The following is a 22025-nucleotide window of genomic DNA, read 5'->3' on the forward strand; positions in this document are numbered from 1 at the left end:
CGTGGCGAGACTCAACGCGACGCGCGCAGGCCCGATAGGGGATATGCCGTGACCATTTCATTCGCCGACCGCGCCAACGCCATCCGCGCCCTGTCGATGGACGCGGTGGAGGCCGCAAATTCGGGCCATCCCGGCATGCCGATGGGCATGGCCGATGTCGCGACCGTCCTGTTCAGCGACTATCTGAAGTATGATCCGACCGACCCCAAATGGGCCGACCGCGACCGCTTCGTGCTGTCCGCTGGCCATGGCTCGATGCTGATCTACTCGCTGCTGCACCTGACCGGCTATGCCCGCCCGACGCTCGACGACATCAAGAACTTCCGCAAGGTCGGGTCGCCCTGCGCCGGCCACCCGGAGAATTTCGAGCTGCCCGGCATCGAATGCACCACCGGCCCGCTGGGTCAGGGCCTTGCAATGGCGGTCGGCATGGCGCTCGCCGAGCGTCACCTCAACGCCGTGTTCGATGACTCGATCGTCGATCACCGCACCTGGGTGATCGCGGGTGACGGCTGCCTGATGGAGGGCATCAACCACGAAGCGATCGGCCTTGCCGGTCACCTCAAGCTCGGCCGCCTGATCGTGCTGTGGGACGACAATGACATCACCATCGACGGCAAGGTGTCGCTGTCGTCGAGCGAGAATATCCCCGCCCGCTACGAAGCGACCGGCTGGCACGTCGTCGCCTGTGACGGTCATGATCCCGCCAGCATCGCCGCCGCCTTCGACGCCGCGCTCGCTGATCCGCGCCCCTCGCTGGTCCGCTGCAAGACCGTGATCGGCAAGGGTTCGCCAAACAAGGGCGGGACCAGCAAGGTCCATGGCTCGCCGCTCGGTGCCGACGAAGTCGCCGCTGCCCGCGCAGCGCTCGGCTGGAGCCACGCCCCGTTCGACATCCCCGGCGACATCGCCGCCGCCTGGCTCGAAGCAGGCAAGCGCGGTGCCGCACCCCATGCCGAGTGGAAAGCGCGCCTCGCCGCGCACACCGACCATGCCGAGTTCGAGCGCCGCATGGCCGGCGACTTGCCCGCCTTCAACCTCGATTCCTACATCGCCGACCTGCTCGCCAACCCGCCCAAGGTCGCGACCCGCAAGTCGAGCGAAATGGCGCTCGAGCCGCTGACCGAAAACCTGCCCGAACTGATCGGCGGCTCGGCCGACCTCACCGGATCGAACAATACCAAGACCAAGGCAACCGGGCCCCTGACGGCCGAAAATTATGCCGGCCGCTATGTCTATTACGGCATCCGCGAATTCGGCATGGCGGCGGCGATGAACGGCATGGCGCTGCATGGCGGGATCATCCCCTATGGCGGCACCTTCCTTGTCTTCTCCGACTATGCGCGTGGCGCGATCCGCCTCTCGGCGCTGCAGCGCGCGCGTGTCGTCTATGTGATGACGCATGACAGCATCGGCCTGGGCGAAGACGGCCCGACCCACCAGCCGATCGAGCATCTGCAGAGCCTGCGCGCGATGCCCAACCTGAACGTGTGGCGTCCGTGCGATGCGGTCGAGGCGGCTGCGGCATGGGATCTGTCGCTGCGCACCGTCGACGGCCCGTCGATGCTCGTGCTGACCCGCCAGAACCTCCGCCCGCTGGTCGATGCAACCCAAGTCGCCGATATCGCGAAGGGCGGCTACCGCCTCCAGTCGGCACAGGCCGCACGCAGGGTCGTGCTGCTCGCCACCGGTTCTGAGGTCGAGATCGCCGCCGATATCCGCACCGCCCTTGAAGCACAGGGCATTGGTGCCGATGTCGTGTCCATGCCCTGTACCGAGGCGTTCGACGCCCAGCCCGCCGCCTATCGCGCCGAGATCCTGCCGGCCGACGTGCTGACCGTCTCGGTCGAGGCGGGGACGACTTTTGGCTGGCAGCGTTACACCGGCCTCAATGGCCTCAATTTCGGCATCGACGGCTTCGGCGCGTCGGGCCCCGCCGAAGACCTTTACACCCATTTCGGGCTGACCGCCGACGCGATCGTGCCCCAGATTATCGAACGGCTTGCCGCTTAAGGCCCATCATCTTGCGGCTTGCCGCTAAAAGGAGACTCGAATGACGAAGGTAGCGATCAACGGGTTCGGACGCATCGGACGCCTGGTGGCGCGCGCCATTCTGGAGCGCCCCGACAGCGGTCTGGAACTGGTGACGATCAACGATCTGGCGGACGCCAAGTCGAACGCATGGCTGTTCAGCCGCGACAGCGTCCACGGCAAATATCCCGGCACGGTGAGCGCGGACGGCGATGACCTGATCATCGATGGCAAGCGGATCAAGGTGACCAAGGAGCGCGATCCCGCCAACCTGCCGCACGCCGCCAACGGCGTCGATCTGGTGCTCGAATGCACCGGCTTCTTCACCGACCGCGAAAGCGCGCAGAAGCATATCGACGCGGGCGCGAAGAAGGTGCTGATCTCGGCGCCGGGCAAGAATGTCGACCTGACCGTCGTCTATGGCGTCAACCACGACAAGCTTGAGGCCGGCCACACGATCGTCTCGAACGCATCATGCACCACCAACTGCCTCGCCCCGGTGGCAAAGGTGCTGAACGACAGCATCGGCATCGAGCGTGGCCTGATGACCACGATCCACGCCTATACCAACGATCAGAAGATCCTCGACCAGATCCACCCGGACATGCGCCGCGCCCGCGCTGCGGCGATGAGCATGATCCCGACCACCACCGGTGCCGCGCGCGCCGTGGGCGAAGTGTTGCCTGAGCTCAAGGGCAAGCTCGACGGTTCGTCGGTGCGCGTCCCCGTGCCGGATGGCTCGCTGATCGACCTGACCTTCACGCCCTCGCGCGACACCACCAAGGAAGAGGTCAACGCGATCCTCAAGGCGGCGTCGGAAAGCGGCCCGCTGGTCGGCGTGCTGACCTATAGCGACGAGCCGCTGGTTTCGATCGATATCGTCCACAACCCGGCATCGTCGACCATCGACAGCCTCGAAACCGCCGTCATCGACGGCAAGCTCGTCCGCGTTGTCAGCTGGTACGACAATGAATGGGGCTTCTCGAACCGCATGGTCGACACCGCCAGCGCAATGGCAAAGCTGGGCTAAGCGACCTGCTAATCCTCCCCCGCAAGGGGGAGGTGGCGCCGAAGGCGACGGAGGGGGAGGACGGCGATGCGCTTGAGCTTCTTGTCCGTCGCTTCCTCCCCCTCCGTCAGCTGCGCTGACACCTCCCCCTGGCGGGGGAGGATTGGGGGCAGACCCGCTTTCCTACAGCCGCCCCTTTCGGTTAGGGTCGAACCATGACGCACCGTCGACCCCTCCCACCCGCAACCGGCACCACTCCCAGTCAGCCTGACACCCGCGCATCTATGAGCAAAAACGTCAGACTTGTCAGGAACGGGTATCTCGCTACCCGCTCAACCGGAGCGATCGCATGACCGGCCGCATCACAGGCATCGCCCGCCACGCCATCCCCAAAGGGCCGATGGAGGTCATCGATCACGCCACCGTTACGCTCGAAGGCGGCATCGGCGGCGATTTTCGCGGCGCGATGAAGGGCCAGCCGTACAAGCGTCAGGTCAGCCTGATCGAGGCGGGTGACTGGGACGCGGCGATGGTCGAGGTCGGCCATTCGATCCCGTGGGAACAGCGTCGCGCCAACCTGCTGGTCGAAGGCTTCGACCTGCCCCAGACCCCTGGCGTCCGTATCCGCATCGGCGCCGATGTCGTCCTCGAAATCACCTGCGAAACCAACCCGTGTGAGCGGATGGAGGCGCTGGCCACCGGGCTGCGCGCTGCGCTCACCCCCGACTGGCGCGGCGGTGCGCTCACCAAAGTCATCACGCCCGGCACGATTGCCGTCGGCGACAGCATCAGGATCGAACCATGACGCGTGCATTCAAGACCCTCGACGATATGGGCGACATCACCGGCAAGCGGGTGCTGGTGCGAGAAGACCTGAACGTGCCGATGGCCGATGGTGCGGTCACCGACGACAACCGCTTCCGCGCCGCGGTGCAGACCGTCGCCGAACTCGCCGACAAGGGCGCAATCGTCCTGATCCTCGCCCATTTCGGCCGCCCCAAGGTGCCGAGCCCCGACCTGTCGACCGCCCAGCTTGCCCGGCCGTTCAGCCAGGTCCTCGGTCGCGAGGTCCGCTATATCGACTGGGAGGGCGACGCCGAGTCGGTCGCGACGCTTCAGCCGGGCGACATCGGCCTGCTCGAAAACACCCGCTTCTTCGGCGGTGAGGAAAAGAACGACCCCGCAACGGTCGAGCGCTTCGCTGCGCTTGGCGACCTCTATGTCAACGACGCCTTCTCCGCCGCGCACCGCGCCCACGCTTCGACCGAGGGTCTGGCGCATCGTCTCCCCGCCTTTGCCGGTCGCCAGATGGAGGCCGAACTCGACGCGCTCGACAAGGCGCTGGGTAACCCGGACCACCCCGTCGCGGCAGTCGTCGGCGGCGCCAAGGTGTCTACCAAGCTCGATGTGCTCAAGGCCATGGTCGGCAAGGTCGATCACCTGATCATCGGCGGCGGCATGGCCAACACCTTCCTCGCCGCGCGTGGCGTGAATGTCGGCAAGTCGCTGTGCGAGCACGACCTGACCGGCACTGCCGAGGAAATCTTCGACGCAGCCGACAAGGCCAATTGCACGATCCACCTGCCGTATGACGTGGTGGTGTCGAAGGAATTCGCCGCGAACCCGCCGAGCCTGCGCACCTGCAACGTCCATGAAGTCGCGGCGGACGAGATGATCCTCGACATCGGCCCGGCGGCGAGCGAGGCGCTGGCGGATGTGCTCAAGAACTGCCGCACTTTGGTGTGGAACGGCCCGCTCGGTGCGTTCGAAACCAAGCCGTTCGACACCGCGACGATGGCACTCGCCCACACCGTCGCCGCACTGACCAAGGAAGGGTCGTTGGTTTCGGTCGCCGGCGGCGGGGACACGGTCGCCGCGCTCAATCAGGCCGGCGTCGCGGGCGACATGACCTTCGTCTCCACCGCCGGCGGCGCGTTCCTGGAGTGGATGGAGGGCAAGGAATTACCCGGCGTGGCGGCACTGACGCGCTGACGGCGCTTTTTCGGCGGGTTGGCTATCGTTGTCAGGCTTTTCAGCGCGTTGCCGCGCTGCAATAGGCCGCGCAACAAAGTGTCGGTACAGGGATGCCAGCGATGAACACCGCCGAAATGACCGCCAAGATCGCCGAAGGTAACGGCTTCATCGCCGCGCTCGACCAGAGCGGCGGTTCGACGCCAAAGGCGCTGGCCGGCTATGGGGTCGCCGATGATGCATGGTCGAGCGACGAGGAGATGTTCGGCCTGATCCACGCGATGCGCAGCCGCATCATCACCTCGCCCTGCTTCAGCGGCGAGAAGGTGATCGGCGCGATCCTGTTCGAACGCACGATGGACGGACATGTCGAAGACAAGCCCACGCCGCACGCGCTGATCGAGCGCGGCGTCGTTCCGTTCATCAAGATCGACAAGGGGCTTGAGGCTGAAGAAAACGGCGTTCAACTGATGAAGCCGATGCCCGATCTCGACGCGCTGCTGACCAAGGCGAGCGCGCTCGGCGTGTTCGGCACCAAGGAGCGCTCGGTCGTCAACCTCGCCAACCGCGACGGCATCGCCGCCGTGGTGAAGCAGCAGTTCGAAATCGGCGCCCAGGTGCTCAGCCACGGCATGATGCCGATCATCGAGCCCGAGGTGAACATCAAGTCGCCCGAACGCGCCGAGGCCGACGCGATCCTGCGCGACGAAATCCTCAAGGCGCTCGACGCCCTGCCCGAGGGGCAGCGGGTTATGCTCAAACTGTCGATCCCCGCGACGCCGGGCCTGTTCGACCCGCTGATCGACCACCCCAAGGTGCTGCGCGTCGTCGCCCTGTCCGGCGGCTTCAAGCGCCCCGAGGCATGCGCTGAGCTGGCCCGGAACCGCGGCATGATCGCCAGCTTCAGCCGCGCGCTGCTCGAAGATCTGCGCCACGGCATGACCGACGCCGAGTTAGACGCTGCGCTGGGCGAGGCAATTGACGCAATTCACGCGGCGTCGACGAAGAAAGCGGTCACTGTCTGACGATTGCAGGAGCGCGAAACGGACGCTTCCCGTCGCCCGTTTCGCGTCCTATCAGCGGCGCATGATTGATGAAGACGACCTGCCCCCGCTCGGCCCCGAATTCGCCGCCCAGTTCAAACGCGACGACAAACGGCCGCCCTGCCAGCTTTATCTGATCTCGCCGCTCAGCGTCGATGGCGACTTCCCCGACCGGCTCGCCCGGGCCCTGGATGCCGGCCCCGTCGCGGCGTTCCAGTTCCGCGTCAAGGATGTCGATCAGCACGAAGCGGCCCGCCTCGCCGAGCCATTGCTGCGGATCTGCGCTGACCGTGAGGTGGCGTTCATCGTCAATGACAGCGTCAGCCTCGCCAAAAGACTGGGCGCGGACGGCGTCCATCTGGGACAGGGTGATGGCGACCCGCGCGAGGCGCGCAGCGTGCTCGGCCCGGCGGCGCAGATCGGCGTGACCTGTCATGACAGCCGCCATCTGGCGATGGAAGCGGGTGAGGCCGGGGCCGACTATGTCGCGTTTGGCGCCTTCTACCCCACCACGACCAAGCCGACGTCACACCACCCGGACCCCGCGATCCTGTCGTGGTGGACCACGGTGTTCGAGATCCCCTGCGTCGCGATCGGCGGCATCACTCCGGCAAATGCCGCACCTTTGGTGTCAGCAGGAGCGGACTTCATCGCGGTGTCGAGCGGGGTGTGGGGCGGAGATGAAGTGGCTGCGATGCGTGCGTTCGAAGCCCTGCTGAAGCAGCCGCGCTGATCGAAAGGAGCCGACGATGCTCGACCGGATGTTCACGATCGTCGCCGGTCGCATCGCCGCGCTCGCGGGCCAGCCGCTGGCGTTCATCGTCGCGGTGCTGCTGATCGTCGGCTGGGGCCTGACTGGCCCGGTATTCGGCTTTTCCGATACCTGGCAGCTGATCGTGAACACCTCGACCACCATCGTCACCTTCCTGATGGTGTTCCTGATCCAGAATTCGCAGAACCGCGACGCTGCGGCACTGCAGGCCAAACTTGACGAGCTGATCCGGGCGATGGAGGGGGCGCGCAACGAGTTTATCGGGATCGAACATCGCAGCGACATCGAGATCGAGGCGATCCGTGCCGCGATCGAAGCCGAGGTCCGCGCGAATGCCGCGGAACATCCGGCTGCGACGGTCGAGCGGCTGCGCAATCGCTATTGATCGCGCAACCCTCGCCGCGATGCCTCGTTATCCCGGAGTAACGAGACGGAGAGTGTGTGTGCGTAAGGCTATTGCAGGACTGATCGGCGCGGTTGCGCTCGCGGCGGGTGGCGCGGTGGCGGTGCAGGCGCAGAACGGCGCGGCGGAGAAGGCGACTCCGGCGAAGCCAGCGCTCAGCCGCGACATCCTGCATGTTCAGGTGATCCTCGACCATCTTGGATTTCCGCCCGGGCCGTTGGACGGGCGCGAGGGGCAGGGGATGACTGCGGCGCTCAAGGCGTTCCAGATCAACCGCCAGATTCCGGTGACCGGCAAGACCGATGCACGCACGCTGCAGGCGCTGCATGAACACCGCGCGCTCCGCCCGACGCGGATCGTGCGGCTGACGCCTGAGATGCTGGCCGGGCCGTACGTCCGCCCCTGGCCGCGCGACCCGCAGGCGCAGTCGAAGCTCAAGACAATGGGCTATCGCACCGCGCTCGAAAAGCTCGGAGAGATGTTCCATACGACGCCGCAGGTATTGATCGAGCTCAACAGCCCCGACACGCGCCTCGCGTCTGGTGTGCCGATCGAGGTTCCGAACGCGATTCCCGCCTCGCGTGCCTATCCCGCCGACCTGAAGCCCGACTGGCGCAAGACGCTGACCGATCTCAATGTCGGCGCGGTGCAGCCCAAGGCGAACCGCATCGTGGTCGACAAGTCCGACAAGGTGCTGCGCGTGTTCGACGCCAAGGGGATGCTCGCAGCACAGTTCAATGTCACCGTCGGGAGCAAGCGCGACCCGCTGCCGATCGGCAGCTGGAAGATCAACGGCGTCGCGACCAACCCCGACTTTCACTACAACCCCAAGCTGTTCTGGGACGTCAGCGACAAGAAGCCCGACGCGCTGTTGCCGCCCGGTCCCAACAATCCGGTGGGTGTGGTGTGGATCGACCTCAGCAAAGAGCATTACGGCATCCATGGCACGCCCGAACCCCACACGATCGGGCGCAGTGAAAGCCATGGCTGTATCCGCCTGACCAATTGGGACGCGGCGCGGCTGGCGCTGATGGTGTCGCCGGGAACCCCGGTGATCTTCCAGGAATGAGCCGGCTGCGGATCGTGCTGTGGGTGGCGGGGGGCTGCGTCGTTGCAGTCGTCGCGTTCCTCGCCGCGACGATCCGCGTGGTCGAGCCGAGCACCGCGACCGCGCAGCCCACGCCTGAGCCGCAATCTCCCCGCGCTGCGCACAGTGGAGGCCTGATTGTCCCGGTTCAGGGTGTGAAGGCCGAAACGCTACGCAGCAACTGGGGTGAGGCGCGTGGCGGGGGTGCTCGGGCGCATCAGGGGCTCGATATCATTGCCCCCGCCAACACGCCGGTGATCGCCGCAGCGGACGGGCTGGTGGAAAAGCTGTTCTATTCCAACGGGGGCGGCGGGATTACGCTGTACCAGCGCTCGGCCGATGGCGGCTGGGTCTATTACTACGCCCACCTCGCCGGTTACGCCCCGGGAATCGTGGAGGGCAGGGTGCTGCGCGCCGGCGACGTGCTCGGCTATGTCGGTGATACCGGCAATTCGGGCGCCGGCAACTTCCACCTTCATTTCGGCGTCAACCGGATGGCCCCGGGCGAGCGCTGGCATAAGGGCACACCGGTGGATCCCTATCTGCTGCTTGCCGGATCGCCCGTAGATCGCTAAGGGCCGCGGCGTTGTTTGGCCTTTGGGGAACACCCCGACGGCTTTGTCTTTCTCAGCACTGTAGGCGATCCCCATGAAGATCAGCGGCGTGGACATCCGTCCCGGCAACATCATCGAATATGAAAACGGCATCTGGCGCGCGGTGAAAATCCAGCACACTCAGCCGGGTAAGGGCGGCGCCTATATGCAGGTGGAGATGAAGAATCTCCGCGACGGTCGCAAGAACAACGTCCGTTTCCGCTCGGCCGAGACGGTCGAGCGTATCCGCCTCGACACCAAGGATTTCCAGTTCCTCTACCCTGAGGGCGACATGCTCGTGTTCATGGACAAGGAAACCTATGACCAGGTGACGCTGCCCCGCGACCTGCTGGGCGACGCCGCGGCGTTCCTTCAGGACGGCATGGATGTCGTCATGGAGCTGTATGACGAGGAAGCGATCAGCGTTCAGCTGCCCGACACGATCGAAGCGCTGATCGTCGAGGCTGACGCGGTGGTGAAGGGGCAGACCGCCTCGTCCAGTTACAAGCCCGCGATCCTCGAGAACGGCGTGCGTGTGATGGTGCCGCCCCATATCGGCGCCGGTACGCGGATCGTCGTGGATGTCTACGAGCAGACTTACGTCAAGCGCGCGGACTGATCTGTTCCCCTCCCCGTGCGGGAGGGGCCAGGGGAGGGCGTGTTCGTGGCCTCACGACCCTCCGCTGACTGCTGACAGGCCTCCCCCAACCCCTCCCGCACGCGGGAGGGGGGAGAAGAAGTAATGGTTTCCCATTCCGGCCTCATCACCGTCATCGAGCGTGCCGCGCGCAAGGCGGGGCCGCGGTTGCGGCGCGACTTCAACGAAGTCCAGCAGCTGCAGGTCAGCCGCAAGGGGCCGGCCGACTTCGTGTCGATGGCCGACAAGCGCGCTGAGGACACGCTGATCGAGGAACTGCGCAAGGCGCGGCCCGATTGGGGCTTCCTGGTCGAAGAGCGCGGCCAGATTGCGGGCGATCCCAACAAGCCGCGCTGGATCATCGATCCGCTCGATGGCACCACCAACTTCCTCCACGGCATCCCGCATTTCTGCATGTCGATCGCGGTCGAGGATCCCTTCGGCAGCCAGGGCAAGCCCGAGATCACCCACGGTTATGTCTATCAGCCGATCACCGATGAGAGCTTCTGGGCCGAAAAGGGCCGCGGCGCATGGGTTCAGGACCAGCGGCTGCGCGTCTCGTCGCGGCGCGATCTGGCCGACACGCTGATCGCCACCGGCATCCCCTATATGGGCCATGGCAATTTCGCCGAATGGAGCCGCATTTTCGGCGCGGTTGCGCCGGAAGTCGCGGGCATCCGCCGCTTCGGATCGGCTGCGCTCGACCTCGCCTGGGTCGCGGCGGGCCGCTATGACGGCTTCTGGGAAAGCGGCCTCAAGCCGTGGGATACGGCGGCGGGCATCCTGCTGGTCAAGGAATCGGGCGGCTTCGTCACCGATTTCCGCGGTACGGACAATGCCCATGCCAAGGGCGAAATCCTCGCCGCAAACGACGCGATTCACTCCAAGCTGCACAAGCTGCTGGCGTCGTCGCTGCGGTGATGCGCGCGGGGGTGCTGCTGCTGGCCCTGACGGCTGCTGCAGATGCCCCCGAGGCCGTCTATTCCGCGCCCGCCCAGCACCGGCTGATCGAAGGGGTCGCGACGGACGGGGCGACGATCTGGCTGTCGAGCGTGCTCGACCGCACTATTTTGGTCCGGCGCGCCGGGGCTGTCACCAACATCGCGATGCCTGCCGGGACATTGCACCCGCTGGGGCTGGCATGGGACTCCCGGCGCAACTGGCTGTGGGTCGCCACCGATTGCCCCGATCTGCCCGGTGTGGCGAAGTGTGACTCCGGCGCGCTGGTCGCGCTCGACCGTAAGGGGCGGCTCAAGGCGAAGCTGACGGCCGGACCAGGCTTCCACCCCGGCGATGTTTCGGCGGCGGGCGGCGCGGTGTTCGTCTCCGACAGCCTCAATGGCGCGGTCTATCGCCTCAACGGCGGCACCCTCGACCCGCTGATCGCCCCGGGCGTCGCGCGTTCGGCGCAGGGAACGGCACTCACCGCCGATGGCCAGCATCTGGTCGTCGCCGATTATGGCTGCGGCGTCGCGACCATCGATCTGAAAACGAAGGTGCGGACGTTGCTCCCCATGGCGGATGGCAAGCCGCTGCGCGGGCTCGACGGTCTGGTTCGCGTGGGCGCGGATTACTACGCGATCCACAATGGCAGCAGCCCCGGATCGCTGATCCGTTCCCGCATCTCCGGGGCACAGATCGAGCCCACGGTCGTGCAGCGCGGAACCCCGCTCGCCGACCCGACTCAGCTCGCTTTGGATGGCGATCGCCTGCTCGTGGTGGCCGATGCCGGCTGGCCCGCAGCGACCAAGCCGGACCAGCCGCCGCGCGGCGCGAACACGCTGGTCGCGTTTCGCCTCCCATAGCGCTTTAGTTGCGAGTGATTCTCAAGGGTTTCCGCCCTTGATGCCCCCCTGCCATCGGCCTAAAGCGACCCGAAGATTCCGCAACCGCGAGGGGCCGTCTTGGTCGACCTGTCAGAATATCTGCCGATCCTGCTGTTCCTGGGGGTGGCCCTGGTGCTGTCGAGCGCCTTTGTCTTCCTGCCCATGGTCGCGGCCCGTTTCACCGGGGCGCATCAGCCGACGCCGGAAAAGCTCACCGAATATGAATGCGGCTTCCCCGCGTTCGAGGATTCGCGCAGCCAGTTCGACGTGCGCTTCTACCTCGTCGCGATCCTCTTCATCATCTTCGATCTTGAAGCGGCGTTCCTGTTCCCGTGGGCGGTCACCGTATTCGACCTGGGTTGGGCCGCATGGATCAGCATGATGATCTTCATCGCCGAACTCGGCCTGGGCCTCGCTTATGCGTGGAAGGTCGGGGCGCTGGATTGGGAATGAACACCGTGAACCAGACTTCTCCGATCCTCAACGCGCAAGGTCAGCCGATGGCTGGCGGCGCGGTTGTTCAGCCCGATCAGTCGTTCTTCAACGACCTGAATGGCGAGCTCAACGACAAGGGTTTCCTCGTCACCTCGACCGAGGAGCTGTTCCAGTGGGCGCGCACCGGCTCGCTGTGGTGGATGACGTTCGGCCTCGCGTGCTGCGCGGTCGAGATGATCCACGTCAACATGCCGCGCTATGACATGGAGCGGTTCGGTGCCGCCCCGCGCGCATCGCCGCGCCAGTCGGACGTGATGATCGTCGCGGGCACGCTCTGCAACAAGATGGCCCCGGCGCTGCGCCGCGTCTACGACCAGATGTCGGAGCCGAAATACGTCATCTCGATGGGCAGCTGCGCCAATGGCGGCGGCTATTATCACTATAGCTACAGCGTCGTGCGCGGGTGCGACCGGATCGTGCCGGTTGATATCTACGTCCCCGGCTGTCCCCCGACCGCCGAGGCATTGCTGTACGGCGTAATGCAGCTGCAGCGGAAGATCCGCCGCATCGGCACGGTGACGCGGTGAAGGCCCCGGCTCCCAAATACGCCGCCAATGACGGCGTGATCGCGGCGGCGCAGGCTGCGCTGGGCGATATGCTGATCGAGGCGACCGATCTGGTCGGTGAGGTCAATCTGACTGTCGATCGTGCGCGGCTGGTTGAGGCGATGATCGCACTGCGCGACGGTGCGGGCTTGCAGTATCAGGCGCTGATGGAGATCGCCGGGGTCGATTACCCGGCGCGGGCCGAGCGGTTCGATGTCTGCTACATGCTGCTGTCCTACACCCGCAACCACCGCATCCGCGTCCGCGTGACGACGGACGAGGTCAAGCCGGTGCCGTCGGTGACGGCGATCTGGCCGGTCGCCGGCTGGCTCGAGCGCGAAGTGTACGATATGTACGGCGTGCTGTTCGAGGGTAACGACGACCTTCGCCGCATCCTCACCGACTATGGCTTCCGCGGGCATCCGCAGCGCAAGGACTTCCCGCTCTCCGGGTTCGTCGAGCTGCGCTATTCCGAAGCCGACAAGCGCGTGGTCTATGAGCCGGTTCAGCTGGCGCAGGACTTCCGCAATTTCGACTTTATGAGCCCGTGGGAAGGGGCGGAGTATATCCTGCCCGGCGACGAGAAATATATCGCGCCGCCACCGCCGCCTGCGCCCCCGGCCCCGCCGCCCGCCGCCAAGGTCGAGGAAAAGCCCGCCGCTGCGCCTGAGGCAAAGGGTGCGCCGACGCCCGCCACGGCCGATCAGGTCAAGGAGGCCGATGACTCGGTCAAGCCGGTCAAGGCGCGCGTGCGCAAGCCCAAGACCAGCGATGGCCCCGAGGATACCGGAATCGGCAAGGCGTCGCCCGACGCCGGTCCCGCGCCCGCCGACCCCGATGTTGTGAAAAAGCCCCGCAAGCCGGCCAAGCCGCGCGCGAAGAAGGGGGATGAGGCATAATGGCCGAGTATCTCGACGAAATCGCCGGGCGCGCCGATGCGAGCGACCCCAGCGTGGGCGACACCGCGATCGCCAACTACACGATCAACTTCGGGCCGCAGCACCCGGCGGCGCATGGCGTGTTGCGCCTTGTCACCGAGCTGGATGGCGAGATTATCGAGCGGATCGACCCGCACGTGGGTCTCCTGCATCGCGGCACCGAAAAGCTGATCGAGCACAAGACCTACACCCAGGCGCTCCCGTACATGGACCGCCTCGATTATTGCTCGCCGCTGGCGATGGAGCACAGCTTCGTGCTCGCGGTCGAAAAGCTGCTCGACATCGAAGTGCCGGTGCGCGCGCAATATCTGCGCGTGTTCTTCGCCGAGCTGACGCGCATCTGTAACCACATGCTCAACCTTGGCGCACACGTCATGGACGTCGGCGCGATGACGCCGAACCTGTGGATGTTCGAGCTGCGTGAGGATTGCCTCAACTTCTTTGAGCGCATGTCCGGCGCGCGCATGCACCATAATTATCTGCGCCCCGGCGGCGTGCATCAGGACGTGCCGCTCAAGCTGCTGACCGACATCGGCGACTGGCTCGACACGCGCCTGCCGCAGCTGTTCGGCGACGCGATCAGCCTGGTCGCGGAAAACCGCATCTTCAAGCAGCGCAATGTCGACATCGCGATCGTTAACCGCGACGACGCGGTGAAGTGGGGTTTTTCCGGCCCGATGATCCGCGCTGCCGGCATCCCGTGGGACCTGCGCAAGTCGCAGCCCTATGACGTGTATGACCGCATGGATTTCGAAATCCCGGTCGGCACGCGCGGCGACTGCTACGACCGCTTCATGGTCCGCGTCGAGGAAGTGTACCAGTCCGCGCGCATCATGAAACAGTGCCTGAACGAGATGCCGTCCGGCCCGATCGCGTCGCTCGACCGCAAGGTGGTGCCGCCCAAGCGCGCCGAGATGAAGCAGTCGATGGAAGCGCTGATCCATCACTTCAAGCTCTATACCGAGGGCTTCCACGTCCCCGCAGGTGAAGTGTACGTCGCGACCGAAAGCCCCAAGGGCGAATTCGGGATCTACATGGTCAGCGACGGGTCGAACAAACCCTATCGCTGCAAGATCCGCCCGACCGCGTTCAGCCATCTGCAGGCGATGGACTTCATGTCGCGCGGGCACATGCTGGCGGACATCACCGCGATTCTGGGCGCGATGGATATCGTGTTCGGGGAGTGTGACCGGTGAAGGTGCTTCGCGATGTTGGTCTGTCTGTCGTGCTCACGCTGGCTGCGCCGATCGTAATCCTCGCGATCTACGCGGGTTACTCGATGCTCGGAGATCCGTGGGGCAATCTCGTGATGGGCGCTGTCGTGTTCATTCTTGGTGCTGCTGTGCTTTATTATCTGGTGCTAGCGACAAAGCTCGGCACCTCGGTCGCGCGCTTGCGCAGCGCGGCCAAGAATCCGGGGCCAAATCATGGCTGACACCCTCACCCTCCAAGACGCACCCGTGAGCACCCGCGTCGCCACCGCGCACGCAATGATCGCGCATTACAACGCGCAGGATGCCGACGCCTATGTCGCGCTGATGACCGACGATGCCTGTGAAGCGGGCTATCGCGGTGCGGTGCTGCGTGAGGGGCGCGAAGGCGTCCGCGCGGGGCTGAAAGCGATGTTCGCCCAGTTCCCGCACAACCGCGCCGACATCCTCGCCAGCTATGAGCTGGGCGAGACGGTGCTGCTCCACGAAACGGTCTCGCGCGCGCCCGATGGCGAGCAGTTCGAGGTCATGTCCATCTACACCTTCAGCGGCGACCGAGTGAGCCGCGTGGAGTTCATCCGCTAATGGCCGACGCAAACGCAATCGAAGACACGCCTGAACTCCGCGCGCGCTGGGGCAATTTCGCCTGGACGGCGGAGAATGCCGCCAAGGCCGCGACCATCCGTGCGCGCTATCCCGAGGGGCGGCAGATGAGCTGCTCCATTCCCTATCTCGACCTCGCCCAGCGTCAGGTGGGGGCGGAGACGGATACGCAGGGGTGGCTGCCGATCCCGGTGATCGAATTCGTCGCGCGTGAACTCGACATGGCGGTGATCCGCGTGCTCGAGGTCGCGACCTTCTACACGATGTTCAACATGCACCCGGTCGGCAAATATCATGTGCAGGTGTGCGGCACGACGCCGTGCTGGCTGCGCGGATCGGACGAGGTGTTCGCGGCGTGCAAGAACCGCGGCATGGCCAAGGGCAAGACCACGCCCGACGGCCTGTTCACGCTGACCGAGGTCGAGTGCATGGGTAATTGCGCGTCGGCGCCGATGGTCCAGATCAACGACGATAATTTCGAGGATCTGGACTACGACCGTACCGTCGCGATCCTCGACGCGCTGGCGCAGGGCAAGAGCCCCAAGGCGGGCACGCAGGAGCCCGGCCGCCACACCGTCGAGCCGCTCGGCGGCCCGACCAGCCTGACCGCGATGGTGTCCGACAACCACGACTACAGGAGCGAATGGTGAGCAAGAACACGATCTTCACGATCCTCGCCATCATCGGTGGCATCGTCGTTGCAATCTGGGCGCTGAAACTGGCCGCGAAACTGTTCGTGCCGCTGCTCGTCATCGGCGCTGGCGTCGCGATCTACCTCGCGGTCAAGGACAACAAGCGTATCGGGGGGCCGCGTTAACATGCTCGCGGACAAGGACCGGATTTTCACCAACCTCTACGGCTATCAGCCGTGGAACCTCGACGCTGCGATGAAGCGCGGCGCGTGGGACAATACCAAGAAGCTGCTCGAACTCGGCTCCGACACGATCATCGAAAAGATCAAGGCGTCGGGCCTGCGCGGGCGCGGCGGGGCAGGGTTCCCGACCGGCATGAAATGGTCGTTCATGCCCAAGAACCCGACGCCGGAACGGCCGAGCTTCCTGGTCATCAATGCCGACGAATCCGAACCGGGCTCGTGCAAGGACCGTGAGATCATCCGCCACGACCCGCACCTGCTGCTCGAAGGCGCGCTGGTCGCGGGCTTCGCGATGCGCGCGCGCGCGGCGTATATCTACATTCGCGGCGAATATATCCGCGAGGCGCAGACGCTGTTCGCGGCGATCGAGGAAGCCTACGCCAAGGGTCTGCTCGGCAAGAATGCCTGTGGCTCGGGCTATGATTTCGACGTCTTCTGCCATCGCGGCGCGGGTGCGTACATTTGCGGCGAAGAAACCGCGATGATCGAAAGCCTGGAGGGCAAGAAGGGCCAGCCGCGCCTCAAGCCGCCCTTCCCAGCGGGCGCAGGTCTTTATGGCTGCCCGACCACGGTCAACAATGTCGAATCGATCGCGGTTGCCCCGACGATCCTGCGCCGCAGCCCCGAATGGTTCGCGAGCTTTGGTCGTGAGAACAACAAGGGCACCAAGCTGTTCCAGATCAGCGGGCACGTCGAAAAGCCGTGCGTGGTCGAGGAAAGCATGTCGATCCCGTTCCGCGAGCTGATCGAAAAGCATTGCGGCGGCATCCGTGGCGGCTGGGATAATCTGCTCGCCGTGATCCCCGGCGGGTCGTCGGTGCCACTGGTTCCGGCGGCGGAGATCATGGACGCGCCGATGGACTTTGACGGCCTGCGCGCGCTCGGATCGGGCCTTGGCACGGCAGCTGTGATCGTGATGGACAAGTCCACCGACATCGTCGCCGCGATCAGCCGCATCAGCTATTTCTACAAGCATGAGAGCTGCGGCCAGTGCACCCCATGCCGTGAGGGCACCGGCTGGATGTGGCGCGTGATGGAGCGGATGCGCACGGGCGATGCTGACATCAGCGAGATCGATACGCTGTTCAACGTCACCAAGCAGGTCGAAGGCCACACCATCTGCGCGCTCGGCGACGCGGCGGCATGGCCGATCCAGGGCCTGATCAAGCATTTCCGCCCCGAAATGGAGCGGCGCATCCTTGAGAAGCAGGGCGGCGGACTGAGCCCGATGCAGGAGGCTGCGGAATGATCGCCGCATTCGCTCTTGCCGCGACGCTGCTGACCGCCGCGCCCGCCGACGCTGCCAAGGAAAAGGCCGAGGCCGAAGCGATGGGCCGCAAGGTCCTGGCTGACTATGCCGAGTGCGTTGTGCAGGCCCAACCCTCCCTCGCGCGCAAATATGTGCTGACGCCCGTGGGTGAGCGCATGCCCGAGGACGAGTTCCGTAAGGTCATGGGGCCACGTTGCCTCGGTTTCCTGCGCGGTAAGCTGCGCATGCGGTATCAACAATACCGCGCCGCGCTGGCCGAGCGACTGATCACTGTCGAATTGAAGGGGCAGGGGCCGATCGATCCCGCCGCCAAGCCCGCTTTGATCTGGACGGAGCCTAAGGCCCCAACCGAGGACGATGAAAAGGCCCGCGAGGGCTACTCGATGACTGTCGCCGAGATGTATATGGGCAAGCTCGGCGAGTGCATCGTTCGCGCGAACCCTGCTGGAACGCGCGCGCTCCTCGCGACGAAGATCGGCGACGCCGCCGAACTGCCCGCATTCCGCGCGCTAAGCCCGGCGATCCCGGCCTGCGTGCCTAAGGGCGAGACGCTGAAGCTCAACCGCGCGACGCTGCGTGAGGCGATCGCGATCAGCTATTACCGGCTGGCAGCGGGGGCGACGTCGTGATGATTCAGAGTTTGAACGCCCGGCGCGTCCGGGACGGGGATAGCGTGTAATGCCGAAGCTGACCGTCGACGGAATCGAAGTGGAGGTGCCCGCAGGGGCCACCGTGCTCCAGGCGTGCGAGGCCGCGGGCAAGGAAATTCCGCGTTTCTGTTACCATGAGCGGCTGAGCATCGCGGGCAATTGCCGCATGTGCCTGGTCGAGGTGAAGCCCGGGCCGCCCAAGCCGCAGGCGTCGTGCGCGCTGCCCGCCGCGGACAATCAGGATGTCCGCACCGACAGTGCGATGGTCAAGGCGGCGCGCGAAGGCGTGATGGAGTTCCTGCTGATCAACCACCCGCTCGATTGCCCGATCTGCGATCAGGGCGGCGAGTGCGATTTGCAGGACCAGTCGGTCGCCTATGGCCGTGGTCACAGCCGCTACACCGAGAATAAGCGCGCGGTGACCGAGAAATATATGGGCCCCATCGTCAAGACGGTGATGACCCGCTGCATCCAGTGCACCCGCTGCGTCCGCTTTGCCGAAGAGGTTGCGGGCGTTGAGGAAATCGGCGCGCTCTATCGCGGCGAGAATATGCAGATCACGTCGTATCTGGAGCAGGCGGTCACGTCCGAACTCTCGGGCAATGTCGTCGACCTGTGCCCGGTCGGTGCGCTGACGTCGAAGCCCTATGCGTTCGAAGCGCGGCCGTGGGAGCTCAAGAAGACGCTCGCGATCGACGTGATGGACGCGGTCGGCACCAATATCCGCATCGACAGCCGCGGGCGCGGCGTGCTGCGCGTCCTCCCGCGCATCAATGAAGACGTGAACGAGGAATGGGCGCACGACAAGACGCGCCACCATGTCGACGGCCTCAGCTTCCGCCGGCTCGACAAGCCCTATGTCCGCAAGGACGGCAAACTGGTTGAATCGACCTGGGACGAGGCGTTCGCCGCTATCGCGGTTGCCGCGAAGGGCGCGGGGGACAAGGTCGCCGCGATTCATGGCGACCTGCTCGATTGCGAGACGATCTTTGCCGCCAAGAAGCTGGTCCAGTCGTTCGGCTCCGACCTGCTTGAGGGGCGTCAGACCGGCATGGCGTATGACACGTCGTCGCTGTCGGCGGTGAATTTCAACACCACCATCGCGGGCGTCGAGACGGCGGACGTGATCCTGCTGGTCGGCACCAACCTGCGCTGGGAAGCGCCGCTGGTGAACACCCGCGTGCGGAAGGCGATCAAGAAGGGCGCGAAGGTGTTCGCGATCGGGCCGGAAACCGATCTGACCTACAAGACGACCTGGCTCGGCAATGATCTCGGCCTGCTCGGCAAGCTGCCCGACGCGGCGGCGGACGCGGTCAAGGATGCGGTGCGCCCGATGGTCATCGTCGGCGGCGCGGCGCTCAAGAACGGGCATGGCGCGGCATTGGCGCTGGCCAAGAAGCTCGATCTGGTGCGTGAGGGCTGGAACGGCTTCAACGTGCTGCACATGGCGGCGAGCCGCATGGGCGGCCTGATGCTCGGCTTCGCGTCGAAGGGCGGCATTGCCGACATCGTCGCTGCGGAGCCGAAGCTGACCTTCTTCTTGGGCGCAGACGAAGTGGACTTCTCCAACTTCGCCAACAGCTTCAACGTCTATATCGGCCATCATGGCGACAAGGGCGCGCATGCGGCGGACGTGATCCTGCCGGGCGCGAGCTATGCCGAAAAGCACGGCACCTATGTCAATCTGGAAGGCCGGGTCCAGCGCAGCGAGAAGGCGGTTTCGGCCCCCGGCGACGCGCGTGAGGACTGGACGATCCTGCGCGCCCTGTCCGAAGTGATCGGCAAGACGCTGCCGTTCGACAGCTTTGGCGAACTGCGCGCGGCAATGGCCGCCGACGTGCCGGCGCTGGGCAGCGAAGGGCTCGCCAGCTTCGAGTGGAACCCGCCCGCGCTCGACGCGAAGGGGGAAGGGGAGGTCGTTTACCCGATCGCCGACTTCTACCTGACCAACGCCATCTGCCGCGCGTCGCCGACGATGCAGCGCTGCTCGGCCGAACTGATCCACGGCCAGGATTTCGCGGAGGCCGCAGAGTGACCGCTTTCTTCCAATCCCTCGGCATGCCCTTCGAATGGGCGTGGTTCGTCGCGACGATCGCGGGCATTTTGCTGATCGCGCTGCCGCTGATGCTGGCCGTCGCGATGATCATCTATGCCGATCGCAAGATCTGGGCGGCGATGGCGCTGCGCCGTGGTCCCAACGTCGTCGGCCCGCTCGGCCTGCTTCAGTCGTTCGCGGATGGCCTCAAGGTCTTCCTTCAGGAAACCATCATCCCGTCGAGCGCGAACAAGGGGCTGTTCCTGCTCGCGCCGATCATCACCTTCACCGTCGCGCTGATCGTGTGGGCGGTGATCCCGTTCCAGGCGGGCGTGGTGCTGTCGAACATCAATGTCGGCCTGCTCTACATCCTCGCGGCGTCGTCGCTGGGTGTCTATGGCGTGATCCTCGCCGGCTGGGCGTCGAACTCCAAATATCCCTTCTATTCGGCGATCCGCGCTGCGGCGCAGATGGTCAGCTATGAAGTCTCGATCGGTTTCGTGCTGATCGCGGTGGTGCTGTGGGCGGGGACGTTCAACCTGTCGGGCATCGTCAATGCGCAGCAGGGGCATGTGATGGGCATCTTCAACGGCTTCGGCTTCAACCCGCTGCTGTTCCCTATGGCGGTGGTGTTCCTGATCTCCTCGCTCGCCGAAACCGCACGCGCGCCGTTCGACCTGACCGAGGCGGAGAGCGAGCTGGTCGCGGGCTATCAGACCGAATATTCGTCGATGGCCTTCGCGCTCTACTGGCTGGGCGAGTACGCCAACGTCATCCTGATGTGCACGCTCAACGCGGTGCTGTTCTGGGGCGGCTATCTGCCGCCGCTGGATATCCCGATCCTGTATGCGGTCCCGGGCATCATCTGGCTGTTCATCAAGATCCTCGTCTTCTTCTTCATCTTCTCGTGGATCAAGGCGACCGTCCCGCGCTACCGCTATGACCAGCTGATGCGCCTGGGCTGGAAGATCTTCCTGCCGCTGTCGCTGTTCTTCGTGTTCGCGGTGTCGGGCTGGCTGATGATCCAGCGAGTGGGGCTGTGATGAGCTTAGCCCTCGCGATAGCAGCTCAGACCGTAGCCGCCGTGCCAAGTGCCGGTCGACTGGCGTTTGATTGTGATATGCGCGGGCCGGGGGGCGCCAAATCCGCCGCTCGGTTCAAGCTGCGTGGCACCTATGATGGGGCCGAGGTGAAAACGAACATGGCGGATTGGCTTAAGCCATCGAGCCCGATCAAACTTAAAGGTGGCCTTCAGCTGTCCGTGGAGAACCTGGTCCATCATTATGAGTGGAAAGAAGCGGCGGGTCGCGAAAGAGTAAATGTTCGAATGATTGATTACAGCAATCAGCAAGTGGCCGTGTTAACGATTGTCCGGTCGTATAGTGACGGTCGCCATTCGTTCGATACACTTATCGGAACCGGCATGTGTGAAACGCGGCGTGGATCGCCTTCTCAGGGGACTGTCCAGTGAGCGTCGCCCAACTCGTCCGTTCGTTCACCCTGTGGGAGTTCGTGAAGGCGCACGCCCTCACGCTGAAGTATTTCTTCAAGCCCAAGGCGACGATCAACTATCCGTACGAGAAGAACCCGATCTCGCCCCGCTTCCGCGGCGAGCATGCGCTGCGCCGTTATCCGAACGGCGAAGAGCGCTGCATCGCGTGCAAGCTGTGCGAGGCGGTTTGCCCGGCGCTGGCGATCACGATCGAGGCCGAACCGCGTGACGACGGCAGCCGCCGCACCACGCGCTACGACATCGACATGACCAAATGCATCTATTGCGGCCTGTGCCAGGAGGCATGCCCGGTGGACGCCATTGTGGAGGGGCCGAACTTCGAATTCGCGACCGAAACACGTGAGGAGCTGATCTATCACAAGGACAAGCTGCTCGCGAACGGCGACCGCTGGGAACGCGCAATCGCCGCGAACCTTGCCGCCGATGCACCGTACCGTTAAGCGCGCCATGACATTCGGAATCACCTCCGTTTGCCCTGAGCTTGTCGAAGGGCGCAATTCTACAGCTGCTGGTGCTGGG

The 22025-nt window shown here is 65.0% G+C and carries 26 protein-coding genes; all 26 read left to right on the forward strand.

All coding sequences use genetic code 11. The features are described 5' to 3' along the window. Positions 1-48: 48 nt before the first annotated feature. Positions 49-2013 (forward strand): transketolase, encoded by a 1965-nt coding sequence (gene tkt / locus VGN66_RS13265; RefSeq protein WP_327519277.1) that lies wholly within the window; start codon positions 49-51, stop codon positions 2011-2013. A gap of 40 nt (positions 2014-2053) precedes the next feature. Continuing rightward, the gene (gene gap / locus VGN66_RS13270) at positions 2054-3061 is read left to right on the forward strand and encodes a type I glyceraldehyde-3-phosphate dehydrogenase (protein ID WP_327519278.1); all 1008 of its coding nucleotides are present in this window, start codon (positions 2054-2056) and stop codon (positions 3059-3061) included. 328 nt (positions 3062-3389) lie between these two features. Beyond that, positions 3390-3845 carry an MOSC domain-containing protein gene (locus VGN66_RS13275; protein WP_327519279.1) on the forward strand — a complete coding sequence of 152 codons (456 nt, stop codon included), beginning with the start codon at positions 3390-3392 and terminating at the stop codon, positions 3843-3845. Then, the gene (locus VGN66_RS13280) at positions 3842-5032 is read left to right on the forward strand and encodes a phosphoglycerate kinase (protein ID WP_327519280.1); all 1191 of its coding nucleotides are present in this window, start codon (positions 3842-3844) and stop codon (positions 5030-5032) included. The genes VGN66_RS13275 and VGN66_RS13280 overlap by 4 nt, the downstream gene beginning before the upstream one ends. A gap of 101 nt (positions 5033-5133) precedes the next feature. Then, positions 5134-6036, forward strand: a complete 903-nt coding sequence (locus tag VGN66_RS13285; protein WP_327519281.1) for a fructose bisphosphate aldolase — start codon at positions 5134-5136, stop codon at positions 6034-6036. Positions 6037-6097: 61 nt separating this feature from the next. Beyond that, positions 6098-6787, forward strand: coding sequence for a thiamine phosphate synthase (gene thiE / locus VGN66_RS13290; RefSeq protein ID WP_327519282.1), 690 nt, complete (start codon positions 6098-6100; stop codon positions 6785-6787). Between the two features lie 16 nt (positions 6788-6803). Beyond that, a complete protein-coding gene (locus VGN66_RS13295) occupies positions 6804-7211 on the forward strand; it encodes a low affinity iron permease family protein (RefSeq protein ID WP_224922330.1) in 408 nt (135 codons plus the stop codon). A 58-nt stretch (positions 7212-7269) separates the two neighbouring features. Next, positions 7270-8298 carry a L,D-transpeptidase family protein gene (locus tag VGN66_RS13300; protein ID WP_327519283.1) on the forward strand — a complete coding sequence of 343 codons (1029 nt, stop codon included), beginning with the start codon at positions 7270-7272 and terminating at the stop codon, positions 8296-8298. Next, positions 8295-8891 (forward strand): M23 family metallopeptidase, encoded by a 597-nt coding sequence (locus VGN66_RS13305; protein WP_327519284.1) that lies wholly within the window; start codon positions 8295-8297, stop codon positions 8889-8891. Before VGN66_RS13300 ends, VGN66_RS13305 begins: the two co-directional genes overlap by 4 nt. A gap of 73 nt (positions 8892-8964) precedes the next feature. After that, entirely contained in the window at positions 8965-9528 is a 564-nt protein-coding gene (gene efp / locus VGN66_RS13310; protein ID WP_224922327.1) for an elongation factor P, read from the forward strand. Between the two features lie 123 nt (positions 9529-9651). Further along, positions 9652-10467 (forward strand): inositol monophosphatase family protein, encoded by an 816-nt coding sequence (locus VGN66_RS13315; protein ID WP_327519285.1) that lies wholly within the window; start codon positions 9652-9654, stop codon positions 10465-10467. A gap of 11 nt (positions 10468-10478) precedes the next feature. Then, positions 10479-11351, forward strand: coding sequence for a hypothetical protein (locus tag VGN66_RS13320; protein WP_327519286.1), 873 nt, complete (start codon positions 10479-10481; stop codon positions 11349-11351). Positions 11352-11450: 99 nt separating this feature from the next. Continuing rightward, complete coding sequence (ndhC, locus tag VGN66_RS13325; RefSeq protein ID WP_224922324.1) at positions 11451-11825, forward strand: NADH-quinone oxidoreductase subunit A; 375 nt, start codon at positions 11451-11453, stop codon at positions 11823-11825. Positions 11826-11872: 47 nt separating this feature from the next. Next, the gene (locus VGN66_RS13330) at positions 11873-12394 is read left to right on the forward strand and encodes an NADH-quinone oxidoreductase subunit B family protein (RefSeq protein WP_327519385.1); all 522 of its coding nucleotides are present in this window, start codon (positions 11873-11875) and stop codon (positions 12392-12394) included. Continuing rightward, positions 12391-13311: an NADH-quinone oxidoreductase subunit C gene (locus VGN66_RS13335; RefSeq protein ID WP_327519287.1), complete on the forward strand. Its 921-nt coding sequence runs from the start codon at positions 12391-12393 to the stop codon at positions 13309-13311. The genes VGN66_RS13330 and VGN66_RS13335 overlap by 4 nt, the downstream gene beginning before the upstream one ends. Then, the gene (locus VGN66_RS13340) at positions 13311-14546 is read left to right on the forward strand and encodes an NADH-quinone oxidoreductase subunit D (protein WP_327519288.1); all 1236 of its coding nucleotides are present in this window, start codon (positions 13311-13313) and stop codon (positions 14544-14546) included. Before VGN66_RS13335 ends, VGN66_RS13340 begins: the two co-directional genes overlap by 1 nt. Beyond that, the gene (locus VGN66_RS13345) at positions 14543-14785 is read left to right on the forward strand and encodes a hypothetical protein (protein ID WP_327519289.1); all 243 of its coding nucleotides are present in this window, start codon (positions 14543-14545) and stop codon (positions 14783-14785) included. Before VGN66_RS13340 ends, VGN66_RS13345 begins: the two co-directional genes overlap by 4 nt. Next, positions 14778-15146 carry a nuclear transport factor 2 family protein gene (locus VGN66_RS13350; protein WP_327519290.1) on the forward strand — a complete coding sequence of 123 codons (369 nt, stop codon included), beginning with the start codon at positions 14778-14780 and terminating at the stop codon, positions 15144-15146. The genes VGN66_RS13345 and VGN66_RS13350 overlap by 8 nt, the downstream gene beginning before the upstream one ends. After that, positions 15146-15814 carry an NAD(P)H-dependent oxidoreductase subunit E gene (locus tag VGN66_RS13355; RefSeq protein WP_327519291.1) on the forward strand — a complete coding sequence of 223 codons (669 nt, stop codon included), beginning with the start codon at positions 15146-15148 and terminating at the stop codon, positions 15812-15814. Before VGN66_RS13350 ends, VGN66_RS13355 begins: the two co-directional genes overlap by 1 nt. Beyond that, positions 15811-15981 carry a hypothetical protein gene (locus VGN66_RS13360; RefSeq protein WP_156442874.1) on the forward strand — a complete coding sequence of 57 codons (171 nt, stop codon included), beginning with the start codon at positions 15811-15813 and terminating at the stop codon, positions 15979-15981. Before VGN66_RS13355 ends, VGN66_RS13360 begins: the two co-directional genes overlap by 4 nt. 1 nt (position 15982) lies before the next feature. Further along, positions 15983-17287, forward strand: coding sequence for an NADH-quinone oxidoreductase subunit NuoF (gene nuoF / locus VGN66_RS13365; protein ID WP_327519294.1), 1305 nt, complete (start codon positions 15983-15985; stop codon positions 17285-17287). Next, positions 17284-17937: a hypothetical protein gene (locus VGN66_RS13370; protein ID WP_327519295.1), complete on the forward strand. Its 654-nt coding sequence runs from the start codon at positions 17284-17286 to the stop codon at positions 17935-17937. The genes nuoF and VGN66_RS13370 overlap by 4 nt, the downstream gene beginning before the upstream one ends. Before the next feature lie 49 nt (positions 17938-17986). Further along, a complete protein-coding gene (gene nuoG / locus VGN66_RS13375) occupies positions 17987-19993 on the forward strand; it encodes an NADH-quinone oxidoreductase subunit NuoG (RefSeq protein WP_327519297.1) in 2007 nt (668 codons plus the stop codon). Further along, positions 19990-21036, forward strand: coding sequence for an NADH-quinone oxidoreductase subunit NuoH (gene nuoH / locus VGN66_RS13380; protein ID WP_327519298.1), 1047 nt, complete (start codon positions 19990-19992; stop codon positions 21034-21036). Before nuoG ends, nuoH begins: the two co-directional genes overlap by 4 nt. After that, on the forward strand, positions 21036-21464 hold the full coding sequence (locus VGN66_RS13385) for a hypothetical protein (protein ID WP_327519299.1): 429 nt from the start codon (positions 21036-21038) through the stop codon (positions 21462-21464). The genes nuoH and VGN66_RS13385 overlap by 1 nt, the downstream gene beginning before the upstream one ends. After that, positions 21461-21946 carry an NADH-quinone oxidoreductase subunit NuoI gene (gene nuoI / locus VGN66_RS13390; protein WP_066663200.1) on the forward strand — a complete coding sequence of 162 codons (486 nt, stop codon included), beginning with the start codon at positions 21461-21463 and terminating at the stop codon, positions 21944-21946. Before VGN66_RS13385 ends, nuoI begins: the two co-directional genes overlap by 4 nt. Positions 21947-22025 lie beyond the last annotated feature (79 nt).

This window comes from Sphingomonas sp., assembly GCF_035998645.1.
GTDB lineage: Bacteria > Pseudomonadota > Alphaproteobacteria > Sphingomonadales > Sphingomonadaceae > Sphingomonas.